General features: G+C 62.0%; 15 protein-coding genes. 9 read left to right on the top strand and 6 right to left on the bottom strand.

The features are described from left to right. Positions 1-85 precede the first annotated feature (85 nt). The 3 genes from ACOOE2_RS17395 to galU form a co-directional block, all read right to left on the bottom strand. On the bottom strand, positions 86-382 hold the full coding sequence (locus tag ACOOE2_RS17395) for a HigA family addiction module antitoxin (protein WP_420384238.1): 297 nt from the start codon (positions 380-382) through the stop codon (positions 86-88). 42 nt (positions 383-424) lie between these two features. Next, complete coding sequence (locus tag ACOOE2_RS17400) at positions 425-706, bottom strand: type II toxin-antitoxin system RelE/ParE family toxin (RefSeq protein ID WP_420384239.1); 282 nt, start codon at positions 704-706, stop codon at positions 425-427. 62 nt (positions 707-768) lie between these two features. After that, positions 769-1,659 (bottom strand): UTP--glucose-1-phosphate uridylyltransferase GalU, encoded by an 891-nt coding sequence (gene galU / locus ACOOE2_RS17405; RefSeq protein WP_420384240.1) that lies wholly within the window; start codon positions 1,657-1,659, stop codon positions 769-771. A 195-nt stretch (positions 1,660-1,854) separates the two neighbouring features. Here galU and murA point away from each other — a divergent pair, with 195 nt between their 5' ends. Continuing rightward, a complete protein-coding gene (murA, locus tag ACOOE2_RS17410) occupies positions 1,855-3,138 on the top strand; it encodes a UDP-N-acetylglucosamine 1-carboxyvinyltransferase (RefSeq protein WP_420384241.1) in 1,284 nt (427 codons plus the stop codon). Between the two features lie 9 nt (positions 3,139-3,147). Here the strand turns inward: murA and ACOOE2_RS17415 are convergent, their stop codons facing one another. The 3 genes from ACOOE2_RS17415 to ACOOE2_RS17425 form a co-directional block, all read right to left on the bottom strand. Then, on the bottom strand, positions 3,148-3,426 hold the full coding sequence (locus ACOOE2_RS17415; RefSeq protein ID WP_420384242.1) for a ribbon-helix-helix domain-containing protein: 279 nt from the start codon (positions 3,424-3,426) through the stop codon (positions 3,148-3,150). 54 nt (positions 3,427-3,480) lie between these two features. Continuing rightward, on the bottom strand, positions 3,481-4,203 hold the full coding sequence (gene phbB / locus ACOOE2_RS17420) for an acetoacetyl-CoA reductase (RefSeq protein WP_420384243.1): 723 nt from the start codon (positions 4,201-4,203) through the stop codon (positions 3,481-3,483). Between the two features lie 183 nt (positions 4,204-4,386). Next, on the bottom strand, positions 4,387-5,154 hold the full coding sequence (locus tag ACOOE2_RS17425) for a hypothetical protein (RefSeq protein WP_420384244.1): 768 nt from the start codon (positions 5,152-5,154) through the stop codon (positions 4,387-4,389). 180 nt (positions 5,155-5,334) lie between these two features. Here ACOOE2_RS17425 and ACOOE2_RS17430 point away from each other — a divergent pair, with 180 nt between their 5' ends. From ACOOE2_RS17430 to ACOOE2_RS17465, 8 genes are all read left to right on the top strand, one after another. Next, positions 5,335-5,544 (top strand): hypothetical protein, encoded by a 210-nt coding sequence (locus ACOOE2_RS17430; RefSeq protein ID WP_420384245.1) that lies wholly within the window; start codon positions 5,335-5,337, stop codon positions 5,542-5,544. A 14-nt stretch (positions 5,545-5,558) separates the two neighbouring features. Further along, positions 5,559-6,044, top strand: coding sequence for a DUF3576 domain-containing protein (locus ACOOE2_RS17435; RefSeq protein ID WP_420384246.1), 486 nt, complete (start codon positions 5,559-5,561; stop codon positions 6,042-6,044). A gap of 125 nt (positions 6,045-6,169) precedes the next feature. Further along, entirely contained in the window at positions 6,170-8,692 is a 2,523-nt protein-coding gene (gene leuS / locus ACOOE2_RS17440) for a leucine--tRNA ligase (protein WP_420384247.1), read from the top strand. Between the two features lie 28 nt (positions 8,693-8,720). Continuing rightward, positions 8,721-9,197: an LPS assembly lipoprotein LptE gene (lptE, locus tag ACOOE2_RS17445; RefSeq protein ID WP_420384638.1), complete on the top strand. Its 477-nt coding sequence runs from the start codon at positions 8,721-8,723 to the stop codon at positions 9,195-9,197. After that, positions 9,194-10,228, top strand: a complete 1,035-nt coding sequence (gene holA / locus ACOOE2_RS17450) for a DNA polymerase III subunit delta (protein ID WP_420384248.1) — start codon at positions 9,194-9,196, stop codon at positions 10,226-10,228. The genes lptE and holA overlap by 4 nt, the downstream gene beginning before the upstream one ends. 341 nt (positions 10,229-10,569) lie before the next feature. Continuing rightward, complete coding sequence (locus ACOOE2_RS17455) at positions 10,570-12,027, top strand: sugar transferase (protein ID WP_420384249.1); 1,458 nt, start codon at positions 10,570-10,572, stop codon at positions 12,025-12,027. A gap of 150 nt (positions 12,028-12,177) precedes the next feature. Next, the gene (locus tag ACOOE2_RS17460; protein WP_420384250.1) at positions 12,178-13,191 is read left to right on the top strand and encodes an NAD-dependent epimerase/dehydratase family protein; all 1,014 of its coding nucleotides are present in this window, start codon (positions 12,178-12,180) and stop codon (positions 13,189-13,191) included. A 180-nt stretch (positions 13,192-13,371) separates the two neighbouring features. Next, positions 13,372-13,644, top strand: a complete 273-nt coding sequence (locus tag ACOOE2_RS17465; RefSeq protein ID WP_420384251.1) for a hypothetical protein — start codon at positions 13,372-13,374, stop codon at positions 13,642-13,644. Positions 13,645-13,863: the final 219 nt, after the last annotated feature.

The raw sequence follows: 13,863 nt of genomic DNA on the forward strand, positions 1-13,863 counted from the left end.
CGCGTTTGGGAGAGGATGCGACACAACGAAAAGGGCGCCGGCAACGGCGCCCTTTTTTGTTTGAGACCTCAGCGCGAAACGCAAATCAGGCGGCCTGCAACGTCGGGATTGCCGACAACTGCTCTGCCAGTGCAACGGCACCAAGCTGCAGATCGTAGACAAGCTGCATCTGGGCCCAGGATTGCGCTGTTGTGCCGGTCAACTTGGCAAAGCGCAGCGCCATACCGGTCGTCACCGGATGTTTTTCATTCAGCACATCATACAGCGTTTGCCGCGAAATCCCGAGCAGGCGCGCAATTTCGGTCTTCGGCAGGCCAAGCGCGGGGATCACATCCTCCCGCAGGACTTCACCGGGATGCACCGCGCGCATTTTGCGTTTCATGCCAAGTTTCCCCATTCATTTCCGGGGCATTTGCCCAACAAATCAGTGATAATCTTCAATATCGATGTCCACCGCATCACCGCCAGCGGTGTCCCAACCAAAGGTAACTCGATAATTTCCCGATGCGTCGACAGCATACCGCCTAGGCTTGCCCTGAAGCCCGTAGAATCGAAAACCAGGCAAATTCATGTCATCGGGGGTGACCGCAGAATCAAGCCGCGCCAACACACGTTCGACGCGAGCAACATTGGGAACAGGGAGTTTCGAGCTGTCTCCTTGCTCCCACAATTGCCTGAGCGCCTTGTTCCGGAAAGACGCAATCATTGGCTATGTGTAAAGCAACAGCTCACACATGTCAAGCATTGCCTTACACATAGCATGCGCGCTCAAAGCGTCGCGGCCAGCCGTCTGATCATCGCGCTGACATCATCGACCATGTCCGGCCGCGCCAGCGCCAGTTCCAGCGTCGCCTCGACAAACCCGGCCTTGCTGCCGCAATCGTACCGCCGCCCGGCAAATGTCACCGCGTGAAACGGCTGATCGCCGATCATCCGCGCCATCGCATCGGTCAGCTGGATTTCGCCGCCCGCGCCCTTGCCCTGCGTTTCGAGCGTGCGCATGACTTCGGGTTGCAGGATATACCGGCCCGAGATGATCAGGTTCGACGGTGCGTCCGCTTGCGTGGGCTTTTCCACCAGCCCGGTCACTTCGGTCAGATGCGGCGAAACCTGCCGGCCCGGCTTGATCACGCCATAGCTCGACACTTCATCATGCGGCACTTCGAGCACCGAAATCAGATTGCCGCCGAGTTCGTGATACGACTCGACCATCTGCTTCATGCAGCCAGGCGCGCCGATCATCAGTTCGTCGGGCAGGAAAATCGCAAACGGTTCATCACCCACGATATCGCGCGCGCACCAGATCGCATGGCCCAGCCCCATCGGCACCTGCTGGCGCACGGTTACGAGATTGCCCGGCTGAATGCGCGTGGCATCGAGCACGTCGAGCGATTTTCCCCGGCCGAGCATCGTCGCTTCGAGTTCGAACGCCATGTCGAAATGCTCGACGATCGACGTCTTGCCGCGTCCGGTCACGAAAATCAGCTGCTCGATGCCCGCCTCGCGCGCTTCATCGACCGCATACTGGATCAGCGGCCGATCGATGATCGGCAACATCTCCTTCGGGATGGCCTTGGTCGCAGGCAGGAACCGTGTGCCAAGCCCTGCGACGGGAAATACCGCCTTGCGAATGGGCTTGCGTAGCGTTGAATTGGTCATGCCCCGGTCATTACCCCTCGGTCCTGCTGCTGACAGTATTTTTGCAACCAATCCTGCCGCAATCAGCTTTGTTGCAGGCGGTGTTATGCTACGCAGCAAAGCGCGCGCAACCCTCTTTTTCCAACTGCATTATTTACATACAGCATCTTTGTCGTATCCCGTTGCGCTGGCGCGGATTCGCGTTAAATCGTGGCGATGGACAAGATCATCATTCGCGGCGGCCGGCGGCTTTCGGGCACATTGCCGGTTTCCGGCGCAAAAAATGCCGCACTTACGCTGCTACCCTGCGCACTGCTTACCGATGAACCGCTGACGCTGCGCAATCTGCCGCGTCTTGCCGATATCGACAGCTTTCAGCACCTGCTCAACCAGTTTGGCGTATCGACCTCGATCGCGGGCGCAAGACCCGGCGATTTTGGACGTGTCATGACGCTGCAGGCAACCCGGCTGACCTCGACCGTCGCCCCTTATGACCTGGTGCGCAAGATGCGCGCGTCGATCCTCGTGCTCGGGCCGATGCTGGCGCGCGCGGGCGAGGCGACTGTGTCGCTGCCCGGCGGTTGCGCGATCGGCAACCGCCCGATCGACCTGCATCTGAAGGCGCTGGAGGCCTTCGGCGCGCGGATCGAGCTGGCCGCCGGCTATGTGCGCGCGCATGCGCCCGATGGCGGGTTGCCCGGCGGGACCTATACGTTTCCGGTGGTGTCGGTCGGTGCCACCGAAAACGCGGTCATGGCCGGCGTGTTGTGCACAGGGACATCGCGGCTGCACAATGCGGCGCGCGAGCCCGAGATCGCCGACTTGTGCAATCTGCTCGTCGCGATGGGCGCGCAGATCGAGGGCATCGGCAGTTCGGACCTGACCATCCACGGCGTCCCCCGGCTTCACGGCGCCACGTACATGGTCATGCCCGACCGGATCGAGGCGGGGTCTTACGCGTGTGCCGCTGCGATCACCGGCGGCGATGTCCTGCTGACCGGCGCACGCATCGAGGATCTGGCCGCGACGGTCCAGTCGCTGACCGATGCCGGCATCCATGTCGAACAGACGCGCGGCGGGGTCCATGTCGCTGCCAATGGCGCCATCCGCCCGGTCACGCTGGAAACCGCGCCCTACCCCGGATTTGCCACAGACATGCAGGCGCAATTGATGGCGATGCTGTGCATGGCCAACGGATCGTCGGTGCTGACCGAAACGATTTTCGAAAACCGCTATATGCATGTGCCAGAACTGAACCGCATGGGCGCACGCATCGAAACCAAGGGCCGCACCGCGATTGTCCACGGGGTCGATCACATGGTCGGCGCCGACGTCATGGCCACCGACTTGCGCGCCTCGATGAGCCTGATCATCGCAGGGCTTGCCGCGCAGGGTGAGACCAGCGTCCACCGGGTGTACCACCTCGATCGCGGATATGAACGGCTGGAAGAGAAACTGGCACTGATCGGCGCAGACGTGGAGCGCGTCGGCAGCGACTGAGCGCGCAGGTCACCCCCCCTCGCTCGTCGACCCCATCCCCGCAAGCCGACCGCACTCGTCCTGGCTCCGCGCCACCAGCCATATCCGGATCGCGCCGGCAAGGCCCGGCGGCGTGGGCGCGACAATCCGTTCGGCGTCGATCCGCGCGACCAGTGCGTTGATCGGTAGTCCTTCCGCTTGCGCGACCGCGCACAGCCAGTCCCAGAACAGCGGCTCCAGACTGATCGACGTCTTGTGACCGGCAATTTCGACGGAGCGTTTGACGGGCGGATGGTAGTATTCAGTCATGATGCCACCAGTCATGAAAAAGTCCTCGCCTGAGGAAAGGGCTTTTTGAGGGCGTCAGTACATATGCTGTCCGCCATTCATCGAAATCGTCGATCCCGTTACGAACCCGCCGTCTTCGGATGTCAGGAACACCACGCCGCGCGCGATTTCGTCCGCCTGGCCCAACCGGCCCACCGGGATCTTTGCGACGATCTTTTCCAGCACCGGCGCGGGTACGGCCGCGACCATGTCGGTATCGATATACCCGGGCGCGATCGCATTGACCGTCACACCAAACTTGGCGCCTTCCTGCGCCAGTGCCTTGGTAAAGCCGTGGATGCCGGATTTGGCGGCGGCATAATTGACCTGGCCATATTGCCCCGATTGGCCGTTGATCGATCCGATGTTGACGATCCGGCCCCACCCGCGTTCGCGCATGCCGGGAAAGGTCGCCTTGGCCAGATTGAAACACCCGCCCAGATTGATGCGCATGACTTCGTTCCAGTCGTCGAAGCTCATGCGGTGAAGCACCGCGTCGCGCGTGACCCCGGCATTGTTGACGACGATATCGACCGTCCCGAATTTCTCCGCAATCGCCGCCACACCCGCCAGCACCGCCTCGTGATCGCCGACATCGAACTGGGCCGTGGCAATGCCGGTTTCATCGGTGAAGGCCTGCGCCTTGGCAGCATTACCGCCATAATTGGCAATCACCAGGCGTCCTTGCGCCTTCAGGGCCAGGCTGATGGCCTTGCCGATACCCCGCGTTCCACCCGTCACAATTGCAACACGCGCCATGTCTGATCCTTTTGCTTTTATGCTGCGACATCCATACCCGCAGCTACGCTACGAGTATGCCAGGCGCGCGGCAAGAGTGCGGCGGGCGACAATTGGTGTGGTACGATAGTGCGCAGCAAATGCACGGGCGCAGGCACCAGACAATGGCTGGCATTTGTCTTTGAACAACCGGAACGCGAGGGATCAGAAGCGGAACTGCGTCCCGACGTACAGCGCCTGGCTGTCCTGGCGATGATCGGTCAGCGCGCGCAGGCTGTCACGGTCAGCCGAGTACCGCATGCCCGCTGTCACATCCAGATTGCCTACCAGTCGATAGGCACCGCCCATATTGACCTGGTAATCGCCTTGCGTGCCAAGCGTGCGTGGCGCACGGCCGGGCGCGGTGCGATCATCGATCGACACGCTGGGCCCAAGGCGTGGCGAAGGCCCGCTTGCGTCACTGGCCTGCGGCGCAATCGAATACGTCCGCAGTTCGCTGCGCGTTCCAGCACTGTCGTGGATCAGGTCATGGCTCTGCACCGGCGAAGGCAGGGCAAAGCTCTGATACCCGCGTGCCGTGCCCAGATTATACGCAACCGGCGCAATCCGCACCGCTGCAAAACCCGCACCGGCATCGGACGGGACAGCATGTGTACCGATCAGGCCGGCATGGGTATCGGGCATCCGCACCGCAACCGTCACCGCGCGATCGGGACGGCTGTCCATGCCCGCAGGGGTAAAGCGAAACAGTTTGCCAAGCGACATCGCGCGAATCGATACTTGCGCGGAAAGCCGCGGATCCACCGAAGCCGGCGTAAACGAGCCAAGCCCACCACGCGCCGCCAGGCTGACCGAAGCGGGCGCAGGCGATTCGCTGCCGTGCGAAAAGGCGTTGACGACCGTCGGCGCGACCAGTGCAGAGGCCAGGACACATGCGACACTGAGCACGGGCGCACGCAAAAACCGGCGCATTCCGCCGCTTTTTCCCGTTTTGCCCCCGTTCACGCGCATGATCTCAAATCCGTCCTCATTGGCACGGCCCCACGGATCATCCGCTTTCCAGCGCAGGATCCGAACGACCAACCATCCGCCACCGCTGTCGGTGGCCTATTCGTCTGTAAGACATATAGACCTGCGATCCGATTGTTTCCAGTGATCAAAACCAAAACCGACGCTTCCTTGAAGACTGTTGCCCGCAATCCACATCTCGTTTCGCGCCGGTTTGCCCTGCAACGCGATTTTGCGCCCGTGCGCGCCGAATTTCACGTTGATCAAAACCACAGCAATGCGCTTGCCGCCAGTGGCGACAGAGTGTTAGAGGCGGTGCCCGAAACGGTGCGGCAAAGACAGGATTTACAGTGACGTTGAGCGCCAAGATGACAAATTCCCTGCATGCCGGCTCCTTGTCCGGCACTGTCGTACGCGCGCTCGCCGTCGGCACACTCGTCGTTTCGATCGGCGCCTGCACGCATCACCGCCAGGCATCGAAAAAGAAACTGCACGAAGCCGCAGTGCTCGCGCCCAGCAAAGTGACGACGATCGGCGTCAATGCCTATCTGTGGCGCGCAACGCTCGATACGCTGTCGTTCATGCCGTTGCTCCAGACCGACAGCAACGGTGGCGTGATCGTCACCGACTGGTACGCCAATCCCAAAAATCCGGGCGAACGCGTCAAGGTGACCGTCTCCATACTCGACCAGGACCTTCGCGCCGATGCCGTGCGCGTCGTCGCCAGCCGCCAGGTGCTGCAACGCGGCGACGTGTGGATCGATGCTCCGGTCGAAGCCGCCACTGTGCAGAAGCTGGAAGACGTCATTCTCACCCGCGCACGCGATCTGCGCCGGCGTACGCTTCGCGGGTAAAAGTGCCGCCGGTGTGCTGCACACAGGTCAAGACAGTAACGGGATGCAAGGGTGTCAACCCTTGCCCGCCGGAGGCCTGTTCCTCAAGGTTGCACTTTAACGCGCGTCTCGCGTAGAGGGCTGTCATGACCGCAGATCGTTATGAACCCGCTACCGCCGATATCCGCTGGCAACAGGCGTGGGACGCCGCCGGTACATTCCATGCCGACGACGCGTCGGCCAAACCGCGCAGCTATGTGCTGGAAATGTTTCCCTATCCCTCGGGCCGCATCCACATCGGCCATGTGCGCAACTACACGATGGGCGACGTGCTCGCGCGGTACAAGCGCATGCGCGGCTACGAAGTGTTGCACCCGATGGGCTGGGACGCGTTCGGCATGCCGGCGGAAAATGCGGCAATGGAACGCGGCGTGCACCCCGGCGGATGGACCCGCGACAATATCGCGACGATGAAATCGCAGCTGAAGCGCCTGGGTTTCGCGCTCGACTGGAGCCGCGAGCTGGCGACGTGCGAGCCGGCGTATTACGGCCAGGAACAGGCGCTGCTTCTGGATCTGTATGCCGCGGGCCTGGTCTATCGCAAGGAATCAGCGGTGAACTGGGATCCGGTCGACCAGACCGTGCTGGCCAACGAACAGGTGATCGACGGACGCGGCTGGCGCTCTGGCGCGCTGGTCGAAAAGCGCAAGCTGAGCCAGTGGTTCCTGAAAATCACGGCCTTTGCGCAGGACTTACTGACAGGCCTGGATACGCTCGACAAATGGCCCGAGAAAGTGCGGCTGATGCAGGAAAACTGGATCGGCAAGAGCCAGGGCCTGCAATTCGCATTCTCGCTGTCGTCGGGCGAAACGCTCGATGTCTATACCACCCGGCCCGACACGATTTTCGGCGCCAGCTTTGTTGCGGTTGCGCCTGAACATCCGGTCGCGCAGGGCGTTGCCGTGCACAATGCCGCCGCGCAGGATTTCATCGCGTTGTGCCGCCAGGGCGGGACGACGGCGGCCGAAATGGAAACCGCCGAAAAGCTGGGCTTCGATACCGGGCTGACCGCGCGGCATCCGTTCACCGGCGAAGAGCTGCCCGTCTACATCGCAAATTTCGTGCTGATGGAATATGGCACCGGCGCGATCATGGCGGTGCCCGGACATGACCAGCGCGATTTCGACTTTGCACGCAAGTATGATCTGCCGATCGTGCGTGTCGTCGCCGCCAGCGCCGACGCAGCGCATGCGCCATTCGGCGACGAGGCCGAAGCGGGCGATGGCGTCATTGTCAATTCGGGCTTCCTGGATGGCATGACCGTGGCGCAAGGCGTGGCCGCAGTGATCGCGCGCGCCGAAACCGATGGCTGGGGCCAGGGCAAGACCGTGTGGCGCCTGCGCGACTGGGGCGTTTCGCGCCAGCGCTATTGGGGCACGCCGATCCCGTTCGTGCATTGCGAAGTGTGCGGCGTGGTGCCGGTGCCCAAGAAACAGCTGCCGGTGATCCTGCCCGACGATGTCGATTTTTCGGTACCTGGCAATCCGCTGGCGCGCCATCCGACGTGGAAACATGTCGATTGCCCGCAATGCGGCCATGCTGCGCGGCGCGAAACCGATACGCTCGATACCTTTGCCGACAGCTCGTGGTATTTCCTGCGCTTCGCCAGCCAGCCCGCCGATCGCCCGTTCGACCCGGCAATGATCGCGCAGTGGTTGCCGGTGGAACAGTATATCGGCGGGATCGAGCACGCGATCCTGCACTTGCTGTATGCGCGGTTCTGGACCCGTGCGCTCGCGCATATCGGCCTGATCGACATCACTGAGCCCTTTGCCAGCCTGTTTACCCAAGGGATGGTGACGCACGAGACATACCAGCGGCGCAATCCCGACAATGGTCAGCCGATTTTCTTCACCCCTGCCGAAGTCGAACGCAGTGGCGATCGCGCGACCTTGCGCAGCGATGGCGCGCCGGTCGAAATCGGCCGCGTGATCAAGATGTCGAAGTCGAAGAAGAACGTGGTCGATCCCGACGAGATCGTCGCGAAATACGGCGCCGACGCGATCCGCTGGTTCATGCTGTCCGACAGCCCGCCCGAGCGCGACCTGCCCTGGTCCGAAGCGGGGATCGAAGGCTGCGCGCGCTATGTCCAGCGACTGTGGCGGCTGTTTGCGCAATACGACGCGGACGCCACCGGCGAAGACAAGGCAATCGCGCGCAAGACGCACCAGACGATCCACGCGATTGCATCGGACATCGAGGCACTGAGCTTCAACAAGGCCGTCGCGCGGATCTATGAATTGACCGGCGCGATCGACAAGGCTGCGCCATCGGCCGATCGCAGCGCGGCGATCCGCGCAGTGTTGCTGCTGGTCGCGCCGATGATGCCGCATCTGGCAGAGGAAGCCTGGACTTCGATCGGGAAGGGCCTGATCGCCGATGCGCCATGGCCTGCGGTCGATCCCGCGCTGCTGGTCGACGACGAAGTGACCGTGGCGGTGCAGGTCAAAGGCAAATTGCGCGACACATTGACCGTTGCCAAAGGCACGTCGCGCGCCGATCTTGAAGCGATGGCGCTGGCGTCGGAAAAAGTGCAGCGTGCGCTCGATGGTGCAGAAGTCAAAAAGGTGATCGTGGTGCCCGATCGGTTGGTCAATCTTGTCGCCTGAGCGCACACTCGCCGTGGCCGTGGCCGCAATGATGCTCGCCTCGTGCGGGCTGCAACCGATGTACGCCGGCGGCGCCTCGGGCGAAGTCGGTCGCGCCATAAGCAGTGTCGTGGTCTCGCCGATCGAAGGCAAGGCGGGCTATCTGGTACGCAATGCGCTGACCGACCGCCTGGGCGCTGCTGGCAAGAGCGAGGCACGTTATCGCCTCGATGTGCGGCTCGATGAAAAACTCGCCGGAATGATCGTGCAATCCGATGATTCGGTCAGCCGCGAGCGCCGGGTGATGCGCGCGCGTTATCAGCTCGTCGATCTCAACACCGGCGCAGTGATTCTGGACGATACCGCCGACATCGATGCGGGCATCGATATCGTGAAAAGCGAATACGCAGTGATCGCGGCCGAACAGACCGCGCAGGAGAACCTCAGCCAGGATCTCGCCAACCAGATCGTGACCCGCATTTCCGGGCGGTTGCGCCAGAGGTCCGCCGCACCCGCAAAGCCATGAAAGCAACGTCGAAGACGTTTGCCGCGACAGTCGAGCGCGCGCTTTACAAGATCCGGGTGTTCTATTTCTGCGGCGCCGATGAAGCCGGCGCCGGCGATGCGGCAGCTCGGGTGTTGGAAAGGCTAAACCAGGGGGCCGCGCCGGCCGAGCTTGTCGAATTCACCGGCGCAGAGCTGAAGCGCGATTCCGTCCGGCTGGCCGACGAGGCGCGATCGACTTCGCTGTTTGGCGACCGGCGGGTCATCCGCGTGACCATGGCCGGCGACGAAGCACATGATGCGATCGCCGCGCTGGTCGAAGACACAGTGCCGGGCTGGCCGGTGCTGATCGTGGCAAGTGGCGCGACCGACAAATCGCGCGTCGCCAAGCTGCTGACCGATCGCGACGATGCGCTGGTCACGATATTCTATCCCCCTGATGCCAGAAGCGTGACCGAGGCGGTGCGCGGCAGCGTCGGCGCGCTGGGGCTGCTGGTGTCGGGCCCGCTGGCCGAACAGATCGCGCTGGCGGCCGGGCTGGATACGCGGATCGCCCGCAGCGAGCTTGAAAAGCTGGCTCTGTATCTCGACGCCAGCGCCGAAGCACCCAAGACCGTGACCGCAAAAGACCTGGCGGCGATCGGCACGCAGGCCGGCGATGACAGCATGGCGCCGATCGTGAATGCAACCCTTGGCGGCGCGGCGGACCGGCTCAAGCACGAATTGCCCAGGCTGGCATCGGGCGACATCAACCCGGTGGGGCTGCTGCTCGCATTCGAACGGCGCGCGGTGCAATTGGCGCAGCTTGCCGCGCGGATGGGCCCGGGTGGCAATGTGCAGAATTTTATCGACCATGAAGCCCAGGCCAAACGCATTTTTTTCAAGGACAAGGCCGACCTCATGCTGCAGCTGCACAAATGGCGCGGCGCGCGGCTCGATCGTCTGCTGCGCCGCCTCGCGGCGCTCCACCGTGCGATGCTGAACGACAGCGTGGGCGCGCAATTGCGCCTGCAGCAGGCACTGGCCGAGATTGCGCGCGCCGCCGCGCGCTGATCCGCCCCGACGCGTTAGGGCCGGGCCCGCCGGCTGGCCTATTTCGATACAGTCGTATTCTACGCCGGGCGCGTGGCTGGACAAGATCGCGATTCGCACGGCAAAGCTATGCCAAGCAGGGCGGGACGGAGATGCGCATGACAGGCGCAAGCTGCAGATGACCGGAACATGACGAGGCGACCGCGGTGCAAGATGACCAGACCGACCCAGATACAATGAGCGATTGCCGCGAATCGGATTCTTACGTAATTGACGCAGTGCAAAAAATTTCGCCGCCGCAGTTCGAATCGAAAAGCGGTATGGTTCGAGGGCGTTCAGGCCGCGAATTCCACAGGGGTGATATGACCACAACGAGCGTCAGCAACGCCACTAGCGCAGGCACGGGTCGTGCAGGCGCTGCGTTGCGTGAAGACGGCCGTGACGGTGCAGGCATCACCGACAAACGCCGTTTCATCCTGCCATTGGGGCCCTCGCTCGAACGGCGGCGCCTGCAGATCTATCTTGCGCTGATGGCCTTCGATGCGCTCGGCATTGCGATCGCGTTCGTGTCGGTTGGCCTGACGCTCCCCCGGATCGACGATCGCGCCATCCTTGCAAATCTGGTGCTGCTGTTCATTCCGGTGTTCTGGACGATCGCACTCAGCTTGCGGCTTTATTCGATCAGGGCGCTGATTTCGTCCCGGTTTGCGCAGGTTCGGGTCATCTATGCGGTGTTCGGTTCGGTAACCGCGCTGATTTTCATAGCATACCTGGCGCATAGCCCGCTTGCCATCGGCCGCATGGCGATGGGGTTCAACGTGCTGGCCACGGTGATCGTGCTGGCCAGCATCCGCAGTGTCGTGCGCCCGTTCATCCTGCATCACTGTGGGCCGACGGTGGAAAACGTGCTGATCATCGATGATGGCGGTGCCCCGGTGCGCGTGCCTGGCGCCTGGGTGGTGCAGGCACAAGAGCACAATCTGAAGCCCGATTTCTGCGACCCGCACATGCTCGACCGGCTCGGCCTGTTCATGACAAACATGGATCGCGTGCTGGTATCGTGCGTGCCCGAACGGCGCGCGGCATGGGCGATGATCTTCAAGGGGTCGAACGTGAGCGGCGAAATCGTCGATCCCGATGTCTACAGCCTTGGCGTCGTCGGCGCGCGGCGCAGCCATTCGTTCGGCACGCTGATCGTGTCGGTCGGCCCGCTCAGCATGCAGGATCGCGCGGTCAAACGTGGTATGGATATCGCCGCTGCCGGTTGCGCGCTGCTGTTCCTGCTGCCTTTGCTGATCACGATTGCGATCCTGATCCGCCTGGAAGACCGGGGTCCGGTGTTCTTTCGCCAGCAACGCCAAGGCCGCAACAGCCGTCTGTTCTGGATCTACAAGTTCCGCTCGATGAGCCCGCTGAAGCTCGACCAGGCGGGCGCGCGTTCGGCCAGCCGCGAAGACGACCGGATCACGCGCATCGGCCGGATCATCCGCCGGACCAGCATCGACGAACTGCCCCAACTGATCAATGTGTTGCGCGGTGACATGAGCCTTGTCGGCCCGCGCCCGCACGCGATCGGCTCGCTCGCCGGCAACAAACGCTTCTGGGAAGTCGATCCGCGCTATCTGCTGCGCCACTCGCTGAAGCCGGGGCTGACAGGGCTGGCGCAAGTGCGAGGGCTTCGCGGCGCGACCGATACAGAAACCGACCTGACTCATCGCCTTCAGGCCGATCTGGAATATCTCGACGGGTGGACGGTGCTGCGCGATCTGAAGATCATCCTCGGCACGATCCGGGTTCTGGTCCACGAAAAGGCGTTCTGAGCGTTTTTGTTTTAAGCGCCACCCACCGCCCCGCAACCCCGGCGGTGGGTGGCATTTCGAAATAATGCGGTTCGCTAACAGTCGGTCAAGACCTGCATGACATGACCGGCAACAGCGTCGTTTTGCGCTGCAACAGGAAAGTTCAAGTCCTTGCCCAAAGTTCTTGTCACCGGGTCTGCAGGTTTCATCGGTTTCCACCTCAGCCAGCACCTGCTTGCCGAAGGGTTCGACGTCATCGGATTTGACGCGATGACGGATTACTATGACGTCAATCTGAAACGCCGACGCCACGCAATGCTGCTGCAATCGCCGCGGTTCAACGCCGTGGAAGCACGGCTGGAAGACATGGCCGCGCTGACCGCGCTGTTCGAGCGCGAACGGCCCGAAGTCGTGGTTCACCTCGCGGCGCAGGCCGGCGTGCGCTACAGTCTGGAAAACCCCCGGTCTTACCTCGAAAGCAATCTGATCGGCACATTCAACGTGCTGGAATGCGCGCGCGAATTTGCGGTCGGGCATTTGCTGATGGCTTCGACGTCATCGGTCTATGGCGCAAACACACAGATGCCGTTCGGCGAAAAGCAGCAGACCGACCATCCGCTGACATTCTATGCCGCGACCAAGAAATCCACCGAGATCATGGCCCACAGCTATGCGCATCTGTGGTCGTTGCCCACGACGATGTTCCGCTTTTTTACGGTTTATGGTCCGTGGGGCCGGCCCGACATGGCGCTGTACAAATTCGCCAAGGGAATTCTCGAAAATACCCCGATCGAAATATACAACCATGGCGAAATGTATCGCGATTTTACGTATGTCACCGACCTGGTGCACGGCATCCGCCTGCTGATCGATGCGGTCCCGGTGCGCACAGATGATCCCGCCACGATCCCCGATTGGGACACGCTGAGCCCCGTGGCACCGTTCCGCGTGGTCAACATCGGCAATTCCGACAAAGTGAAGCTGACCGATTTCATCGATTCGATCGAACGCGAATGCGGGCGCAAGGCGATTCGCACGTATCTCGACATGCAGAAGGGCGACGTGCCGGCGACGTGGGCCGACGCGACCCAGCTACGCGAATTGACCGGCTACACCCCGGCGACCCCCTTCACGCAGGGCGTACGGGCGTTTGTTGCATGGTACCGCGATTACTTTGCGTGTTGAATCAGATATTTGGTCCGATTTCGAGCGATCTCGCATGCAAATGGAACATTGCACCGGCGAACGAATTGAAAAGGCTGACACCTTATTTAGTCCGTTGCGGCTCGGGTGATCGTTTCGCTGTTGCAACATCGCCCCCCTAGTGGTAGTTCAATGGGGTAGCCAAAGATTTGGAGGTTCTCGATGAAAGCCGTTAATTTCGCTCTCGCAGCATTGGCTGGCCTCGGCCTCGCCTCTTCGCAAGTTGCATTTGCCGACACTCTGCCCGGCGCAGCTGTGCCTGTTGCCGCTGTCAGCCACGTTCACCCGGTGAAGCTGGTTCGTCTGACGGAAAAGCGCAATGGCGCCAATTCTGATGTCATCGGTGTCCTGCCGGTCGTTATCGCTTTTGCAGCTGCCGGCTCAGTTGGCTTTGGTATCTACGAAGTTGCTAAAAAAGGCTCGACGGGCGGCTGACCTTATCGGCCGTACGCTTGCTGAAATGAAAACCCGTCTGACTTCGGTCAGGCGGGTTTTTGATTTTCGGAGCAGACGCATGGAACAAGTGCTACACAAAGCGCACCGTACCCCATCGGAACTGCGCGCTGCCAAACACCCTGTACCAGCCACATGATCGATGCCATTGATCGTTCCCGGCTTGCCGGCCGCAGACCCCGCGCCTGCCCCGCGCAAACC

It is taken from the genome of Novosphingobium sp., assembly GCF_965214355.1.
Lineage (GTDB): Bacteria > Pseudomonadota > Alphaproteobacteria > Sphingomonadales > Sphingomonadaceae > Novosphingobium.

Excerpts from the sequence above, each read along its gene's own strand:
- ACOOE2_RS17395 (WP_420384238.1), bottom strand. The coding sequence starts at position 382 with ATGAAACGCAAAATGCGCGCGGTGCATCCCGGTGAAGTCCTGCGGGAG.
- ACOOE2_RS17400 (WP_420384239.1), bottom strand. The coding sequence starts at position 706 with ATGATTGCGTCTTTCCGGAACAAGGCGCTCAGGCAATTGTGGGAGCAA.
- galU (WP_420384240.1), bottom strand. The coding sequence starts at position 1,659 with ATGACCAATTCAACGCTACGCAAGCCCATTCGCAAGGCGGTATTTCCC.
- murA (WP_420384241.1), top strand. The coding sequence starts at position 1,855 with ATGGACAAGATCATCATTCGCGGCGGCCGGCGGCTTTCGGGCACATTG.
- ACOOE2_RS17415 (WP_420384242.1), bottom strand. The coding sequence starts at position 3,426 with ATGACTGAATACTACCATCCGCCCGTCAAACGCTCCGTCGAAATTGCC.
- phbB (WP_420384243.1), bottom strand. The coding sequence starts at position 4,203 with ATGGCGCGTGTTGCAATTGTGACGGGTGGAACGCGGGGTATCGGCAAG.
- ACOOE2_RS17425 (WP_420384244.1), bottom strand. The coding sequence starts at position 5,154 with ATGCGCCGGTTTTTGCGTGCGCCCGTGCTCAGTGTCGCATGTGTCCTG.
- ACOOE2_RS17435 (WP_420384246.1), top strand. The coding sequence starts at position 5,559 with ATGACAAATTCCCTGCATGCCGGCTCCTTGTCCGGCACTGTCGTACGC.
- leuS (WP_420384247.1), top strand. The coding sequence starts at position 6,170 with ATGACCGCAGATCGTTATGAACCCGCTACCGCCGATATCCGCTGGCAA.
- lptE (WP_420384638.1), top strand. The coding sequence starts at position 8,721 with ATGATGCTCGCCTCGTGCGGGCTGCAACCGATGTACGCCGGCGGCGCC.
- holA (WP_420384248.1), top strand. The coding sequence starts at position 9,194 with ATGAAAGCAACGTCGAAGACGTTTGCCGCGACAGTCGAGCGCGCGCTT.
- ACOOE2_RS17455 (WP_420384249.1), top strand. The coding sequence starts at position 10,570 with ATGACCACAACGAGCGTCAGCAACGCCACTAGCGCAGGCACGGGTCGT.
- ACOOE2_RS17465 (WP_420384251.1), top strand. The coding sequence starts at position 13,372 with ATGAAAGCCGTTAATTTCGCTCTCGCAGCATTGGCTGGCCTCGGCCTC.